We start from the raw sequence: 14,624 nt of genomic DNA, 5'->3' as shown, positions 1-14,624 counted from the left end.
GCATGGAGACTCCTTCGTCGTCCTCGGGGCATCCCACGCAAAAGGGCTGGGCGTCAGCGACTGTAACGGTTGCAACGCCTTGCAGCAATACCTTCCAGCAGCTTTCAGCCGCGCTCCAGAGGCAGCTTGAAGCCCTCGTGGGACTGCTGGTAACCCAGGGAACGGTAGAAACGGTGGGCGTCCGGGCGCTGCTTGTCACTGGTGAGCTGTGCCAGCACGCAGCCCCGGGCACGGCCGCGTTCGTGGGCGTGCTCCATCAGCAGCCGCCCGATGCCCTGGCCGCGCAGCGCCGCGTCGACGCGGACCGCCTCGACGAGCAGGCGGCCCGCGCCGTTGCGGGAGATGCCCGGGATGTAGGTGAGCTGCATGCAGCCGATCACCTCGCCGTCGCCGGAACCTCCGTCACGCACGGCGACGACCAGGTCGTTGTCGGGGCTTGCCTGGATCGCCTCGAAACCGCGCACATGGGCCGCGCCGAAGGTACCCGCGCGCCGGGCGGCCACGGCGTCGTCGGCGATCAGTTCGACGACGCGCGAGAGGTCGTCACGGCGCGCTTCCCGGAAGATGATGTCCACGGCGCCACGGTAACCGCCCGCGACGGGTCCTCCTTCGGGACGACTCACCCCGCCAGGTGCGACCACGTCGGGGCCAGCTCGCGCCAGGGCCCCACCGCAGCCACCTCGCCCTCCTCCAGGACCACCACGCGGTCCGCGCGGGCGAGCGCCGCACGCTTCGACGTCGCCCCGATCACCGTCGTGCCGCGCTCACGCAGCGCCGCCCACAGCTCGATCTCCGTCGCGGCGTCGAGGGCGGACGACACGTCGTCGGCGAGCAGCAGCTCGGCGTCGGCGGCGAGTGCTCGGGCGAGCGCCAGGCGCTGGACCTGCCCCCCGGACAGCCGCACCCCGCGATGGCCCACCAGGGAGTGCGGGCCTCCGGCGTCGGCCATGTCCGGCGCGAGCCGTGCGGCCTCGACCGGGCCCTCGAGCTCCCGCTCGTGATCCAGGCGCACGTTGTCGGCGAACGTGCCCGAGAGCACGCGCGGGATCTGCGCGACGTAGGCGACCTGTCCGGGACGCAGGAACGTCTGGGCGTCGGTCACCTCGATGTCGTTCCAGCGGATCTGCCCGGCGTGCTCCATGAGCCCCGCCATCGAGGAGAGCAGGCTCGACTTGCCCGAACCCACCTGGCCGAGCAACAGGATGAGCTCGCCGCGACGCACGGTGAGATCGACGCCCGACACACCGATGGTCCCGTCGTCGTGCACGGCGGTGAGCCCGCGCAGCTCGAGATGGTCCAGGGTTTCCCGGGGACCGGGTGCGGGCTGGGGAGCGGCTCCCGTGGGCAGGTCGACCCCGGCAGGCTGGTCGATCAGGTCGACGCCACCGGCGAACCGGCTGGTCGCCTTCTGCCAGTTGCGCGTACCGGGGGCCTCGGTGATGACCATGCCCGCGACCATGCCGAACCAGCCGAAACCGGCGACCGCGCCGGCGACCATCAAGGTGGTCGCCAGGCTCCACGTGCCGTGCAGGAGCAGGGCCCAGGCGACGACGACACCACTCTGCAGGACGATGCCCGGCACACCCTCCAGCACCGCCTGGACGCGGTGTTCGAAGATCGCCGCCCGGACGCGCCCGCCGTCGACCTGGCGCAGGTGGGCGTGGACCTCCGGGGTGCGGGCGGCGAGCTTGACCGTCCGCGCCGAGTCGAGGGCGGAGACCAGGGCGCGGCCGAAGCGCGCCCGCGCCGCCGAGGACCTGGTCGCGGAACGTCCCGCGATCGGGCGCCCGATCGCGGACGCGAGCGCCGAGATCGCCATGACGCTCAGCAGGACCGCACCGACCAGCCAGGATCGGCCGACCAGCGTCGCCACGGAGACCACGACGAGGCCGTTGACGAAGTCGATCCAGCGGTCGGTGTAGTTCACGAAGCGGTCGGCGTCCATCGCCCGGGCGACGATCTCGCCCGGCGGGGTGGCGGGAAGGCGCCGCTGCCTGGTCTGCCCGGCCATGACCGACATCCGCACGCGGAGCAGGATGTCGATCCACCACTTCGGGTACACGTAGATGGCGTGGGCGAGCAGGATCGGCGAGGCGATCAGCAGCACGGGCAGTCCGATGAACTCGGCCAGCGGAACGCCCCCACCCGAGTCGATGCCCTCCACGATGCGGCCCCACAGGAACGTCGTGAGCACGCCCGCGGCGTTGACCATGCTGAACGCCAGGAACAGCACGACCCCGAACAGGCCCCACGCGGGGCGGACGAGGACCGCGTGCAGGACGGTGCGCGCCAGGCTGGGACCGTCCCCGGGATCGTCGATCTCCGGCGGAGCGCCTCGGCGCCGCCTGGTCCCGACACCACCCCCGGACGGGGTCGCCGTGGGAGCGTCCGCCGTCATCTCCGTCTCCGCCTCCGCGGGCGCGACGACCTTGCCTGCCGCGACCACGGCCTCCTGCCGGTCGGCTTCTTCCAGGAGGCCGTCCTCGGCGGCGTGCGACGCGCTCGCCTCCAGCAGGTCCCGGAACGGGCCGGCGGCCACGGCCAGCTCGGCACGCCGCCCCTGCTGCACCACCCGGCCGTGGTCGAGGACGGCCACGTGCCCCGCGCGCTCGATGGTGGTGAGACGGTGCGCGATGAGGACACCCGTGCGCCCGGTCAGCAGCCGGTTCGCGGCGGCCACGACACGCGCCTCGGTGAGCGGATCCATGCGTGCCGTCGCCTCGTCCAGCACGACCACCTGCACGTGACGTACCAGCAGCCGCGCGAACGCGACGAGCTGCTCCTCCCCCGCCGACAGCCGGGTGCCGCCAGGGCCGAGCAGGGTGTCCAGCCCGTCGGGCAGTCCGCCGACCCAGTCGGCCAGGCCGAGTTCTGCCACGGCAGCCTCGATGTGTTCCCGGGGCACGTCGGCGAACAGCGCGATGTTCTCGGCGAGCGTGCCGGCCAGGATCTCGGTGCGCTGGGTCACGACCCCGACCGAGGCGCGCAGCGCCTGCAGGTCGAGATCCCGCACGTCCACACCGCCCAGGAAGACCGACCCGCGGGGCGGCTCGACGGCGCGGGACAGAAGGCCCGCCAGGGTGGACTTGCCGGAGCCGGTCCGCCCCACCAGGGCGACGGTCTCACCGGCGGGCACCCTCAGGTCCACACCCTGCAGGGCGAACGTTCCCTCGCTGTAGGAGAAGTGCAGGTCACGCAGTTTCAGGTTCAGCGGCGGCTCCGGCACGGGCTCGCCGCCGTCCGGCTCGGGTGCGACGCCGAGCATCTGCTTGATCCTGGTGATCGCTCCCAGACCCTCCTGGATATCGGGCAGGTGATGGATCAGCATGTCGGTCTGCGCCACGAAGCCGGCCGTGACCAGGAACAGCGTCACGAGCCGGTCGATGCCCAGATCGCCGTCGGCCGCAAGGGCTGCGCCCATCACGGCGACGCCCGCGAGCATGGCGTGCAGCGCGACGCCGGCGCGGCGCAGCATCCGCGACTCAACCTTGACGACTGCCTCCAGCCGGCGGTGCACCTCGGCGGACAGCCCGGCCAAGCGCCGGATCGCGAACGCACGGCCCAGGCTGGTGCGCAGATCGTCACGGGCGGCGATCGCCTCCTCGAAGGCGGCGGCATGATCGGTCCACGCCGCCTCCTCCACGACCTTGAGCTTCACGATCTGACCCAGCAGGCCGCGGATGAGCAGCACGGTCGTCGCGACGAGAACGGGGAACAGGAACCAGGCGGGCCACCACTGCAGCCCGGCGATGATCCACATCGGCACGCAGCCGACCACCGAGCGCGCGGCACCCCACAGCTGCCGGCGCACGAGCTGCCCGACGGCGTGCGTGTCGTCGTCGACGCGGTCCAGGATCTCCCCGACCGCCTGCTCGTTGAGCGTGTCCAGCGGCTGGTGCATGGCCGCCCGCAGCAGATCGCCGCGCAGCCTGCCCTCGGCCCGGTCCGTGACACCGGCCCATGCCACCTGACCGGCACTGTCCAGGAACGCTCCGCCGACGAGGCACGCCGCGAGAAGCACGACGCCCATGACGGTGGCACTCTCCGCGAGCCGTCCTGCGACGACCGCTCCGTATGCCTGAGCCGTGACCGCCACGACCAGGGCGAGGAGCGCGATCGCCGCGACGGGACCTCGCAGCCGACGCCAGTCGAGCCGTCGCGACGGGTCACCGGAGACGCGCTCGTCCCGGGTCTGGGTGGCGCGCTGCGGAGGAGAAATCGTTGCCTGGACCATCACCGCTCACGCTACGTCGGCACAATGACATCGCCCTCCTCTTTTTTCAGAACGGCAGCTCCACGTCACCATCCGGTGGCTCGGCCGGCTGTTGGCCGGCCGCGGGCCCGGTGGGCGGGCAGGCCAGGGTCAGCCCGCCGGGCACTTCCGGGACGGGATCGGCATGGATGCCGGCGGTCAGTGAATACCGGGCTGCCGGATCGACGGGATCTGGTCGGTAGACCTCGGTGTGACCGCCGGGGGCCGTCCAGGTCTCGGTGCCGGTGACCGGGTCTCGTTCGACGTGCCAGCCGGCGTGGGTCTTGAGGTTGTGATGGCGTCGGCACAGTGCGTGCAGGTTGCCCGCACGGGTCTGCCCCGGATCACCCGGCGCCTCCCGGCGATCGGGGTCGAACGGATCGATGTGGTCCAGGTCGCACCGCGTGGCAGGGCGGTCGCAGCCGGCGTGGGCGCAGAAGCCGTCGCGAACCTGGACGGCCTGGCGGAGCCGGTCCGGTGGCCGGTACCCCGCGGTGGAGTAGTCCGTCAGGATGCCGGTGACCGGGTCGGTGACGAGGCGGTGCCACACGCCCTCGCCTGCGATCTCTCGGGCGGTCTCGGCCGGGATCGGACCCAGCAGGTCCAGGATGCCGGGAGTGTCGCCGCCGGGAGCGGCCAGCACGCTCGCGGGGACGGTGACGTTCACGGTCGCGGGCACCTCGACGGCACGCACGACCACCCCCGCCTCGACAGGCGCGGGGACCGTGGACGCCACACCGTCCTCCTCGGCCGGTACGGGCACCAGGTCGGTGTCCCGCACGGGTGGCACCAGCACACCCGGTTCCGCGATCGGGACACGCAGACCGTCCGGAGCACCTCCGGCCGGCTCCCCGCCACCTTCCTCGATCAGGTGCGGCACCATTCGCCCGGTCACCAGTGAGGTGAGCGCCGCGGCGCGCGCCTGCCCGCGCCGCCGCCGCCGACCCGGCTGCCGCAGGAGCTGGTCCGCGCCCGCCTGAACCGCGTTGAACACCCGGGCGGCGTCCTTCGCGGGCATCAGGGCGGTCAGGAGGGCCATTCCCGGCGCGGCGGTCTCCAGCCACACGTTCGAGCGCTCGGCGGCCTGCTCCCACTCCTCCCCACCGCCGTGCAGGCGATTCGCCAGAGCGTTCAGCTGCTCCGACAACCAGCACCAGGTACGCCGTGACGCCTCCGGCAGGAGCACTTGGATCGCGGCGGCGCGTTCCTCGTCGGTCAGCTCGGCACCCGCACCCAGAAGAGTGTCAGCCTTGCGCACGTCGATGCGACCGGCCTCCAGAGCGGCCAGCACCTCCGGAAACCGGACGCACCGATCCGCGCGACGCACGACGGCCCCTCCCTCGCGGGCGGTGACCTTCAGGCGGTCCTTGAGGACCGTCTCGGCCTGGTCGAGTGCGAGCACACCGCCCTGGGATCCCACCAGCGCGGCGGCAGCCCGGGCCTGCAGGGCCTGCGCCCACGCGGTCAGCCGCTCGGCACCTGCGGCCAGCGCCGCCAGTTCCACGGCATCGAGCCGCTCGAGATCTCCCGGCCCCTCCGGCGCGATCAGCGCCTCCAGCACCTCCGCGAGCCATGGCCCCGGCTCCACCCCGACCTGCGCGAGCAGCGCAATCAGCCCTTCGCCACCGAGAGGCCGCTGCGACCATCCCCGCGAGAGGTCCTCCCGGGACCCCCAGGGCAATGCGACCTCGACCCGCGCGCGGGTGTGAGAGGGCACGGGAAGCGCTCCGCGCCTGTCCCGCACTCCAGGGAACGTCCCGCTCACGACAACCACCCCCTCGACCGGCATCAGCCGGCATTGATCGCATTCAGCGCCCCAGCGCCATCGTCCTTGCGTTCGATCCTATCCATCCCGCGCACGAACCTCCCCCTGAAGCAACCATCTGTGGATAACACCGCCCTGATCGCAGGATCGAACCGCACCCCCACCGCAGCCGCGACACAACCTTGTCAACCTAGATTGACAATTTCGACCGTCGTCAACCATAGTTGACAGATGAACTCCACTCTCGCCACCACCGCCGCCGGGGACGATCCGCGCGCGGGACTGCGCGCCGTGCGCTCCCTGCGCGAGCTCGCCGACCGCCTCGAGTCTCTCCAGGTGGAGCGCGCCCGGGACCTCGGCTGGTCCTGGCAGGACATCGCCGACGCGCTCGGCGTCAGCCGCCAGGCGGTCCACAAGAAGCACCGGCGTCCGTAACCCCGCCCACCCGCACAGGAACAGCCCACCCCATCACCCAGGAGGCCCGCACATGTTCGAGCGATTCACCCGCGAGGCACGCGCCGTCGTCACCGACGCACAGATCGTGGCCCGCAGCCTGCACTCACCCGCCATCGACACGCGCCACGTCGTCATCGCGCTCACCGAGTCCGGCGGCACCACTGCCAGGGCCCTGCGCTCGTCAGGCCTCGCCCCGGGCACGATCGCATCGGCGGTCCGCCGCGAGATCTCCGGCGACAGCGGCCTCGACCGCGAAGCACTCGCCTCGCTCGGGATCGACCTCGACGCCGTCCGCGAGACCGCCGACGCCACTTTCAGCGACGGGGCGTTCGACGCCGCGACCCGGCGTCACGGCCGGGGTGGGCACCTCCCGTTCACCCGTGACGCCAAGAAGTGCCTCGAGCTCGCACTGCGCGAAGCGGTCCGCCTGCGCAGCAAGGACATCAGCGCGGGCCACCTGCTGCTGGGCGTTCTCCGCGACCCCCGCTCCCCCGGCGCCCGGGCACTCTCGGCGGCAGGCACGGACCTCCCCACCCTGCGGGCAACCCTGGAGGAAGCTGCCTGAGACCACCGCCGGGGCGAACGACGACGGCGGCCGTGGTGACGTTCCGTCCGGAACCCACCACGACCGCCATCGTACCCGCCGAGAGCGTCAGAGCGACGCGAGCGCCTCGTTGAAGATCGCGCTCGGGCGCATCACGGCGCTGGCCTTGTCGTCGTCCGGCCGGTAGTAGCCGCCGATGTCGGCGGGCTTGCCCTGGACGGCGACCAGCTCCGCGACGATCGCCTCCTCCTCGGCACCCAGCTTCTCGGCCAGCGGCGCGAAGGCGGCGGCGAGTTCGGCGTCGTCCGTCTGCGCGGCGAGCTCCCGCGCCCAGTACAGGGCGAGGTAGAAGTGGGAACCGCGGTTGTCGATGGTGCCGAGCTTGCGGCCGGGGGAACGGTCCTCACCGAGGAACGTCCCGGTCGCCGCGTCGAGGGTGTCGGCGAGGACCTGCGCACGCGCGTTCCCCGTGAACCTCGCCAGGTGCTCGAACGACGCCGCCAGCGCGAAGAACTCGCCGAGGGAGTCCCAGCGCAGGTAGTCGTCCTCGACGAGCTGCTGCACGTGCTTCGGGGCCGAGCCGCCCGCGCCCGTCTCGAAGAGACCGCCGCCGTTCATCAGCGGCACGATGGAGAGCATCTTCGCCGAGGTGCCCACCTCGAGGATGGGGAACAGGTCGGTGTTGTAGTCGCGCAGCACGTTCCCGGTGACCGAGATGGTGTCCTCACCCTTGCGGATGCGCTCCAGGGAGTACTTCGTGGCCTCGGCGGGCGCCATGATCTCCAGGGTCAGCCCACCGGTCTCGCCGGCGGAGCCGTCGTCCAGGTACTCACGGACCTTCTCGATGAGGCGGGCGTCGTGGGCGCGGTTCTGGTCGAGCCAGAACACGGCCGGCACGCCGGTGGCGCGGGCGCGGGTGACGGCCAGCTTGACCCAGTCACGGATGGCGACGTCCTTGGTCTGGCAGGCACGCCAGATGTCGCCGGCGCCCACCCGGTGCTCCATGACGGTCTCGCCGGCGGCGTCGACCACGCGGACGACACCGTCGGCCGGCACCTCGAACGTCTTGTCGTGAGAGCCGTACTCCTCGGCCTTCTTGGCCATGAGGCCGACGTTCGGGACGGAGCCCATCGTGGCCGGGTCCAGCGCGCCGTTGGCCTTGCAGTCGTCGATCACGGCCTGGTAGACGCCGGCGTACGACGAGTCCGGGATGACGGCGAGCGCGTCCGCCTCGTTGCCGTCCGGGCCCCACATGTGGCCGCCGCCGCGGATCATGGCGGGCATCGACGCGTCGACGATGACGTCGGAGGGGACGTGCAGGTTCGTGATGCCCTTGTCGGAGTTCACCATGGCGAGCTCGGGGCCGTCGGCGAGTGCGGCGTCGAACGCGGCACGGATCTCGGCGCCGTTCGGCAGGCTCTCCAGCCCGGCGAAGATCGAGCCCAGGCCGTCGTTGGCGGACAGGCCGGCGGCGGCCAGGTCGGCGCCGTACTTCTCGAAGACGTCGCGGAAGAACACCTTGACGACGTGGCCGAAGATGATCGGGTCGGAGACCTTCATCATCGTGGCCTTGAGGTGCACGGAGAAGAGCACGCCCTGCTCCTTGGCCGCCCGGATGGCGCCGGCCAGGAACCGGTCCAGCGCGGCCGCCGACAGGAAGGTTCCGTCCAGGACCTCGCCGGCGGTGACCTTCAGGCTCTCCTTGAGGACCGTCAAGGTGCCGTCCTCGGCGACGTGCTCGATCCTCAGGGTGTCGTCCGCCGGGATGACCACGGACTTCTCGTTCGAGAAGAAGTCGTCGTGGCCCATGGTCGTGACGGCGGTCCTGGAGTCGGAGGTCCAGGCGCCCATGCGGTGCGGGTGCGCCTTGGCGTAGTTCTTGACCGACGCGGGGGCACGGCGGTCCGAGTTGCCCTCGCGGAGCACCGGGTTGACGGCCGAGCCCTTGATCTTGTCGTAGCGGGCGCGGGCGTCGCGCTCCTCGTCCGTGGCCGGGTCCTCCGGGTAGTCCGGCAGGTCGTAGCCCTTGCCCTGGAGCTCGGCGATGGCGGCCTTGAGCTGCGGGACCGACGCGGAGATGTTGGGCAGCTTGATGATGTTGGCGTCCGGGTGCGTCGCCAGCTCGCCGAGCTCGGCCAGCGCGTCGGGCTGGGCCTGCTGGGGGGTCAGACGCTCCGGGAACTGCGCGATGATGCGGCCGGCCAGCGAGATGTCGCGGGTCTCGACGTCCACGCCCGCCTTGGCCGCGTAGGCCGAGACGATCGGGAGGAAGGAGTAGGTCGCCAGCAGCGGCGCCTCGTCCGTGTGGGTGTAGATGATCTTGGCCATGGGCAGAACAGGCTCCTGGATCAGTTGGCAGACGATTTCTTGATATCAAGATACCGCGCCGAAACCTCGATCGAGACATCGGGTAACGAGACTCACAGGCCGCCGCCCACGGCGTCAGATCAGGCCGAGCTCCTTGACCGCGTCCCGCTCGGCGGCCAGCTCGGCCACGGAGGCGTCGATCCTCTCGCGCGAGAAGTCGTCGATCTCCAGCCCCTCCACGATCTGCCAGTCTCCTCCGGCGGACGTCACCGGGAACGAGGACACCAGCCCCTCGGGCACGCCGTACTCACCGCGGCTGTGCACCCCGGCGCTGGTCCAGTCGCCCTCGCGGGTACCGAGCGTCCAGTCCCGCACGTGCTCGATCGCCGCGTTCGCCGCCGACGCCGCCGACGACGCACCGCGCGCCTCGATGATCGCGGCCCCTCGCTTCGCGACCGTCGGAATGAACGTGCCGGTCAGCCACTCGCGATCCGCCGCGAGCTCCGCGCCCGGGGTGTCGCCCACCGTCGCCTGGAACAGGTCCGGGTACTGGGTCGCGGAGTGGTTGCCCCAGATCGTCAGCCCGCTGATCCTGCTGACCGGCGTCCCGGTCCGCGCCGCCACCTGGGAGAGCGCGCGGTTGTGGTCCAGCCGCGTCATCGCCGTGAAGCGCTGCGCGGGGACGTCGGGCGCATGCGCCGACGCGATGAGCGCGTTCGTGTTCGCGGGGTTCCCGACCACCAGCACCTTGACGTCCGATGCCGCGCCGTCGTTGATCGCCCGGCCCTGCGGGCCGAAGATGCCGCCGTTCGCCTCGAGCAGGTCGGCCCGTTCCATACCCGCGCCGCGCGGCCTGGCCCCCACCAGAAGCGCGACGTTCGTTCCGTCGAACGCCTTGACCGGGTCGTCGAAGATGTCGACGCCCGCCAGCGTGCCGAAGGCGCAGTCGTCGAGTTCCATGGCAGTACCCTCGGCCGCCCTGACCGCGGCGGGGATCTCCAGGAGGCGGAGCCGGACCGGCACGTCGGCGCCGAGCATCTCCCCCGCGGCGATACGGAAGAGGAGCGCATACCCGATCTGGCCAGCGGCTCCGGTGACGGTGACGTTCACGGGTTCAGTCATGGGCTCACTCTTTCACCGAACCGGTACCCCTGCCCAGTGCCCGCCCGAAAATCTTCGCGAACTCGTGACCGACGGCATCACCGACGGCATGGAGGCCGCGCGCCCGGGCCAAGGTGCGGGTCAGGAATCGCCGCATTCAGGTCGTGTTCAGGTGATTACTGGCAGGATGCTCCCCGACACCCGGCACGCACCCGCGTGCGCCACCCGAAAGGATCATCTCTCATGGCCAACGCGTACGCCGTGCCCGACGGCGCGCTCGACGCCCCTTCCGAGACCTACGGCTCCGGCACCCTGTCGCGGGTGCTCGCCGAGGCCTTCGGCACCTTCGTCCTCGTGCTCGGGGTGCTCGGCATCGGCGTGTACAGCTTCCTCAACCAGTCGGGCACCATCGGCATCGCGCTGACCGCCGGCTTCGCCTACGCGGCGGCACTGATCGCCGTCGGCCACGTGTCCGGCGGCTGGTTCAACCCGGCGATCACGCTCGCGCAGGCCATCGCCGGCCGGGTGCCCTGGGCCGAGGTCCCGCTGTACTGGATCGGCCAGCTCATCGGTGGCTTCGCGGCCGGCGGCCTCATCGTCGCGACGATCCCTGACAAGCTCCACGAGCTGCTCGGCAAGGAGGACAAGTGGGACCTGTACGCCGGGGCCGCGAACGGATGGGGTGACTTCTCCCCGCTGTCCGTGCTCTCGCAGGGCGGCGCGACGTTCAACCTGTTCCAGGCGGGGATCGTCGAGCTCATCGCGTCGGCGGCACTGGCCGGCATCGCGCTGGGCGCCGGGACGAAGAGCCGGGGTGTCATGGCGGCGGCCGGCGGTGCCGGCCTGGCCGTGCTCACCGTCGTGACCTACCCGGTCACGGGTGCGGGCCTGAACCCGGTGCGTTCCACCGTCGCCGCGGTCTTCGCCAACGACTGGGGCGGCGTGAGCGGCCAGGTCTGGCTGTTCTGGGTCGCCCCGCTCGTGGGCGCCGGGATCGCCGCGCTCTTCGCGGTGGCGTTCGGCTCGCAGGAACCGGATCAGGGCGTCGAGGCGTTCGGGACCGAGGCTCCCGAGGGAACGTACGGCGGCGACACCACCGAGGACGACGTCGTGGACACCGACACGGACGCCGACACGGACGCCACGGACAAGAAGACCGACTGAGTTCTGAGGACCACGACGCACCGCCGGGGCGGTGGGTTCCCACGGGAACCCACCGCCCCGGCGGTCTCCGGCCAGGCAGGGAGACGGACGGTCAGACCACGGCGTCCCGGAGCCGCACCGACGGATCCACCACCTTGTCCAGGTCGACGACCAGCGGTTCGGGACGGTTCATCAGCTTCCGCACCTGGCCGACCTCCCGCGGCGAGTCCGCCAGCAGCACCGCCCGCACCCGGGCGACGTGGTGCCCTTGCCCGGTCGGCGGCGGGTTGCGGTGCATGCGGTGCTCGACGTAGAACGCCGCCCAGCGCTCGCCCCCGGCGGGATCCCCCCGGAAGGCCACCTCCTCGAACGGTGACGGAACCCCGAAGAGTGCCAGATCGTGCCCGAGCTGCCGGCTGAACACATACGGCGCCTGGCTGCGCAGCGGGGCCAGGCCGAGCCGCGCACGCACCTCCTCCGCATCCGCCGGGCGCTCGTCGACGCCCAGCAGGGCACGCGCCGTCTGTTCCGGATCGTGCAGCGCCGCGGACCAGTGCCCGCCCGGAACCGGCCCGAACACCGGGTGGTCCCGTGTCGCGATGTCCCCGACCGCCCACACCCGGTTGAGGGCGTCGGCATGCAGCCGGCCCGCGGGGTCGCTCGGCGTGGACAGCCCGAGGAATCGGCCCGCGCGGTTGACCCGGAGTCCGCCGCGGGCGTCGAGCGGGAGCGAGCCGCGCAGCCAGTCCGACGCCGGCCGGGCACCCACGGCGGCAAGCACCAGGTCCGCGGCGAAGTGTTCGCCCGCGGCGGTGCGGACGCCGTCGTCGGACACCTTCTCGACGGGCACGCCCGTGACCAGGCGCACCCCGGCCGCCGCGAACCACGGCGCGAGATGAGCACCGACCGTGCCACCGAGCTGCCGTTCGAGTGGGGACGCGCCCGCCTCCACGACGGTCACCTCCGCACCCGCCCCGGCGGCGACGCCCGCCACCTCCGCGCCGATCCACCCGGCTCCCACGACGACCACCCGCACACCCGGCCCGATCGCCGCCCGCAACGCCTCCGCGTCGCGGTACGTGTGCAGCACGGACGCCGCCTCCCAGCCCGGGGGGAGGACCGGCTGGGCCCCGCATGCCAGTACCACGGCGTCCGAGACGATCGTGTCCGACGACGCCACCGTCGTGGCCACGTTCTCCCGGGTGACGGTGAGACGGGTCGCCGGGTCGTCCAGGCGGACGTCGTCGGCCAGCACGGACAGGTCGACACCCAGGTCGTCCGAGATCCACAGCGGCTCGGTACGTGTGAGCAGCTCCTTGGACAGCGGCGGTCGGTCGTACGGCGGCACGCCCTCCGCGCCGAGAACGGTCAGCCGGCCGGCGAAGCCGTGCGCACGAAGGCCCGCGGCGGTCTGCGCGCCGGCCAGACCAGCTCCGACGATCGTGATGGACCGAGGCGAGGACGACGGCATGGACCCACCGTAGCCGGGATCGGCCGGGGTGGTTGCAGCATGGTTACGGGTGGTCCGGATCTGCCTGTTTCGCCGGTAGGCTCTGCCGCGTGGATCTCAGCAGGACTTCGGCCGGCAGCGAGCCCCACCAGGCGGAGGCCGGAGGAGGCACCACGACGCTCGTCGCGCCCGACTGGCGACAGCGCGCGGACGAGGCAGGCTGGAACGACGGCACCTCGTCCCCCGAGCGTGCCGGTGATCGTGCGGCCGAGGAGGATCCATTGGACGCGGAGCACCCTTCGCGCAGGAACACCCGCGCGGTCTGGTGGCTGCTCGCCGGTGTCCTGGCCTCGCTGCTCCTCGGTCTCGTGATCGGCGGCCGCGCCGGATCCCTCGGGATCGCCGTGACGCTCGCGGTCGCCGGGACGTTCCGCGCGGTGCTGCGCGGTCCGGGCCCGGCCGGTCTGGCGATCCGGACCCGGAGCCTCGACGTCGTCATGTACATGACCGCGGCCGTCCTCATCGGCGTCCTGGCCGTCGTGGCACCGATCGGCTGACCCCGCTCAACGTCCGGCGCCCGCGAGGGTTCCCGTGACCGGGTCGGCCGACTCGACGATGCAGGCCACCTTGCGATCGCCCTCCTCCCAGCTCTCCTGGGACGGGGCAACCGGCCAGTACGTCAGCTGGGAGGCCGCCCACGGCTCACCGACGAACTCGTCGAACTCCGGATAGCAGAAGCCGTCCGCCGCCTCCCAGAGCCGGCTCTGCGTCGGAGCATCGCCGTGCGTGGCGGCGGCCGATCCCGAGCCCAGCGAGTCGTCCAGCAGCGTGACGCCGAAGACCTCACCGTTGTGCGGTTCGTCGCACGGCACCACGGGGATCCAGTACAGGACCGCGACGCCGTCCACCGCCTCGGTGTCGAGACAGTCGCCACGTTCGAGGTCGACGGGTTTGGTGCGCGAGGGATCGTCGGTGGCCTCCTGCCCCTCGGTCGCCCACCACCGGGCGAGGTCCTCGCCCTCGGAGGTGCCCGGTGTCGGGAGCATGTCGAACTGCTCCCCCGTACCGCCCGGTGTGCCGGGGTACGCGGGAGCGTCCGGGTCCCCTCCTGCCGTGGCGTTCGCCGGACGCTCCGGGTCCGCGACCGCGACTCCCGCCATCTCGGCGAGGGCCGGCGGCACGTACTCCGCGGCACCACCCGGGAGCCAGGCGGGGGCCATGACGACCGCCGCGGCGGAGCCGGCCAGGATCACGGTCCCGGTGCAGATCGCGGCCACGGCGAAACCCAGCGCGCGACGAGATGCGGTCCGAGCCCCGCCGACCTGGCCGGCAGCCGCCTCCCGTGCCGCCCTGACCGCTTGGACCAACGCAGGGACGGCCAGCGGCCAGAACAGCAGGAAGGCGGCCACCACCCACCCCGTCCGGGCCGAGACCCGGGCCGGCTCGGCGTCCGGCTCCGCGTCTGGCTCCGCATCCGGCTCGGCATCGCCGTCGGCGTCCGGCGCGTCCTCGGCGTCCGGCTCAGGATCCAGCTCGGTCTCGGCGTCCTCGTCAGAAGTGTCGTCAGGCTCGGCGGGGGGATTCTGGGCCATGACGCGGGATGGTA

The 14,624-nt window shown here is 72.1% G+C and carries 11 protein-coding genes; 4 read left to right on the top strand and 7 right to left on the bottom strand.

Annotated features, from left to right (window positions below; translation table 11 throughout):
- Positions 1 to 104: 104 nt before the first annotated feature.
- From HGK34_RS00370 to HGK34_RS00360, 3 genes are read right to left on the bottom strand one after another with little or no spacing between them, the layout of a single operon-like run.
- Positions 105 to 575 carry a GNAT family N-acetyltransferase gene (locus HGK34_RS00370; protein ID WP_201844583.1) on the bottom strand — a complete coding sequence of 157 codons (471 nt, stop codon included), beginning with the start codon at positions 573 to 575 and terminating at the stop codon, positions 105 to 107.
- Positions 576 to 619: 44 nt separating this feature from the next.
- The gene (locus HGK34_RS00365; protein ID WP_201844582.1) at positions 620 to 4,234 is read right to left on the bottom strand and encodes an ATP-binding cassette domain-containing protein; all 3,615 of its coding nucleotides are present in this window, start codon (positions 4,232 to 4,234) and stop codon (positions 620 to 622) included.
- 46 nt (positions 4,235 to 4,280) lie between these two features.
- Positions 4,281 to 5,969 carry an HNH endonuclease signature motif containing protein gene (locus HGK34_RS00360; protein WP_201844581.1) on the bottom strand — a complete coding sequence of 563 codons (1,689 nt, stop codon included), beginning with the start codon at positions 5,967 to 5,969 and terminating at the stop codon, positions 4,281 to 4,283.
- A 279-nt stretch (positions 5,970 to 6,248) separates the two neighbouring features.
- Here HGK34_RS00360 and HGK34_RS00355 point away from each other — a divergent pair, with 279 nt between their 5' ends.
- Together HGK34_RS00355 and HGK34_RS00350 are read left to right on the top strand one after the other, a co-directional pair.
- A complete protein-coding gene (locus tag HGK34_RS00355; RefSeq protein ID WP_201844580.1) occupies positions 6,249 to 6,452 on the top strand; it encodes a helix-turn-helix domain-containing protein in 204 nt (67 codons plus the stop codon).
- 52 nt (positions 6,453 to 6,504) lie between these two features.
- Positions 6,505 to 7,038, top strand: coding sequence for a Clp protease N-terminal domain-containing protein (locus tag HGK34_RS00350; protein WP_201844579.1), 534 nt, complete (start codon positions 6,505 to 6,507; stop codon positions 7,036 to 7,038).
- 87 nt (positions 7,039 to 7,125) lie between these two features.
- On the opposite strand, the gene HGK34_RS00345 is transcribed toward HGK34_RS00350, so the two are convergent.
- Positions 7,126 to 9,345, bottom strand: coding sequence for an NADP-dependent isocitrate dehydrogenase (locus HGK34_RS00345; RefSeq protein WP_201844578.1), 2,220 nt, complete (start codon positions 9,343 to 9,345; stop codon positions 7,126 to 7,128).
- Between the two features lie 114 nt (positions 9,346 to 9,459).
- Positions 9,460 to 10,446 (bottom strand): malate dehydrogenase, encoded by a 987-nt coding sequence (locus HGK34_RS00340; protein WP_201844577.1) that lies wholly within the window; start codon positions 10,444 to 10,446, stop codon positions 9,460 to 9,462.
- A gap of 222 nt (positions 10,447 to 10,668) precedes the next feature.
- Between HGK34_RS00340 and HGK34_RS00335 the strand changes: the two genes are divergently transcribed.
- Positions 10,669 to 11,589, top strand: a complete 921-nt coding sequence (locus HGK34_RS00335) for an MIP/aquaporin family protein (RefSeq protein WP_201844576.1) — start codon at positions 10,669 to 10,671, stop codon at positions 11,587 to 11,589.
- Between the two features lie 91 nt (positions 11,590 to 11,680).
- On the opposite strand, the gene HGK34_RS00330 is transcribed toward HGK34_RS00335, so the two are convergent.
- A complete protein-coding gene (locus HGK34_RS00330) occupies positions 11,681 to 13,039 on the bottom strand; it encodes an NAD(P)/FAD-dependent oxidoreductase (RefSeq protein ID WP_201844575.1) in 1,359 nt (452 codons plus the stop codon).
- Positions 13,040 to 13,128: 89 nt separating this feature from the next.
- On the opposite strand from HGK34_RS00330, the gene HGK34_RS23390 reads away from it, so the two are divergent.
- Positions 13,129 to 13,575 carry a DUF3017 domain-containing protein gene (locus HGK34_RS23390; protein ID WP_201844574.1) on the top strand — a complete coding sequence of 149 codons (447 nt, stop codon included), beginning with the start codon at positions 13,129 to 13,131 and terminating at the stop codon, positions 13,573 to 13,575.
- Between the two features lie 6 nt (positions 13,576 to 13,581).
- On the opposite strand, the gene HGK34_RS00320 is transcribed toward HGK34_RS23390, so the two are convergent.
- Positions 13,582 to 14,610, bottom strand: a complete 1,029-nt coding sequence (locus HGK34_RS00320; protein ID WP_201844573.1) for a septum formation family protein — start codon at positions 14,608 to 14,610, stop codon at positions 13,582 to 13,584.
- Between the last annotated feature and the right edge of the window lie 14 nt (positions 14,611 to 14,624).

Source organism: Myceligenerans indicum (genome assembly GCF_016742955.1).
GTDB classification, from domain to species: Bacteria; Actinomycetota; Actinomycetes; order Actinomycetales; family Cellulomonadaceae; genus Myceligenerans; species Myceligenerans indicum.
Note: the sequence above shows the minus strand (reverse complement) of the source record. Positions and strands in the feature narration are given on the sequence as shown.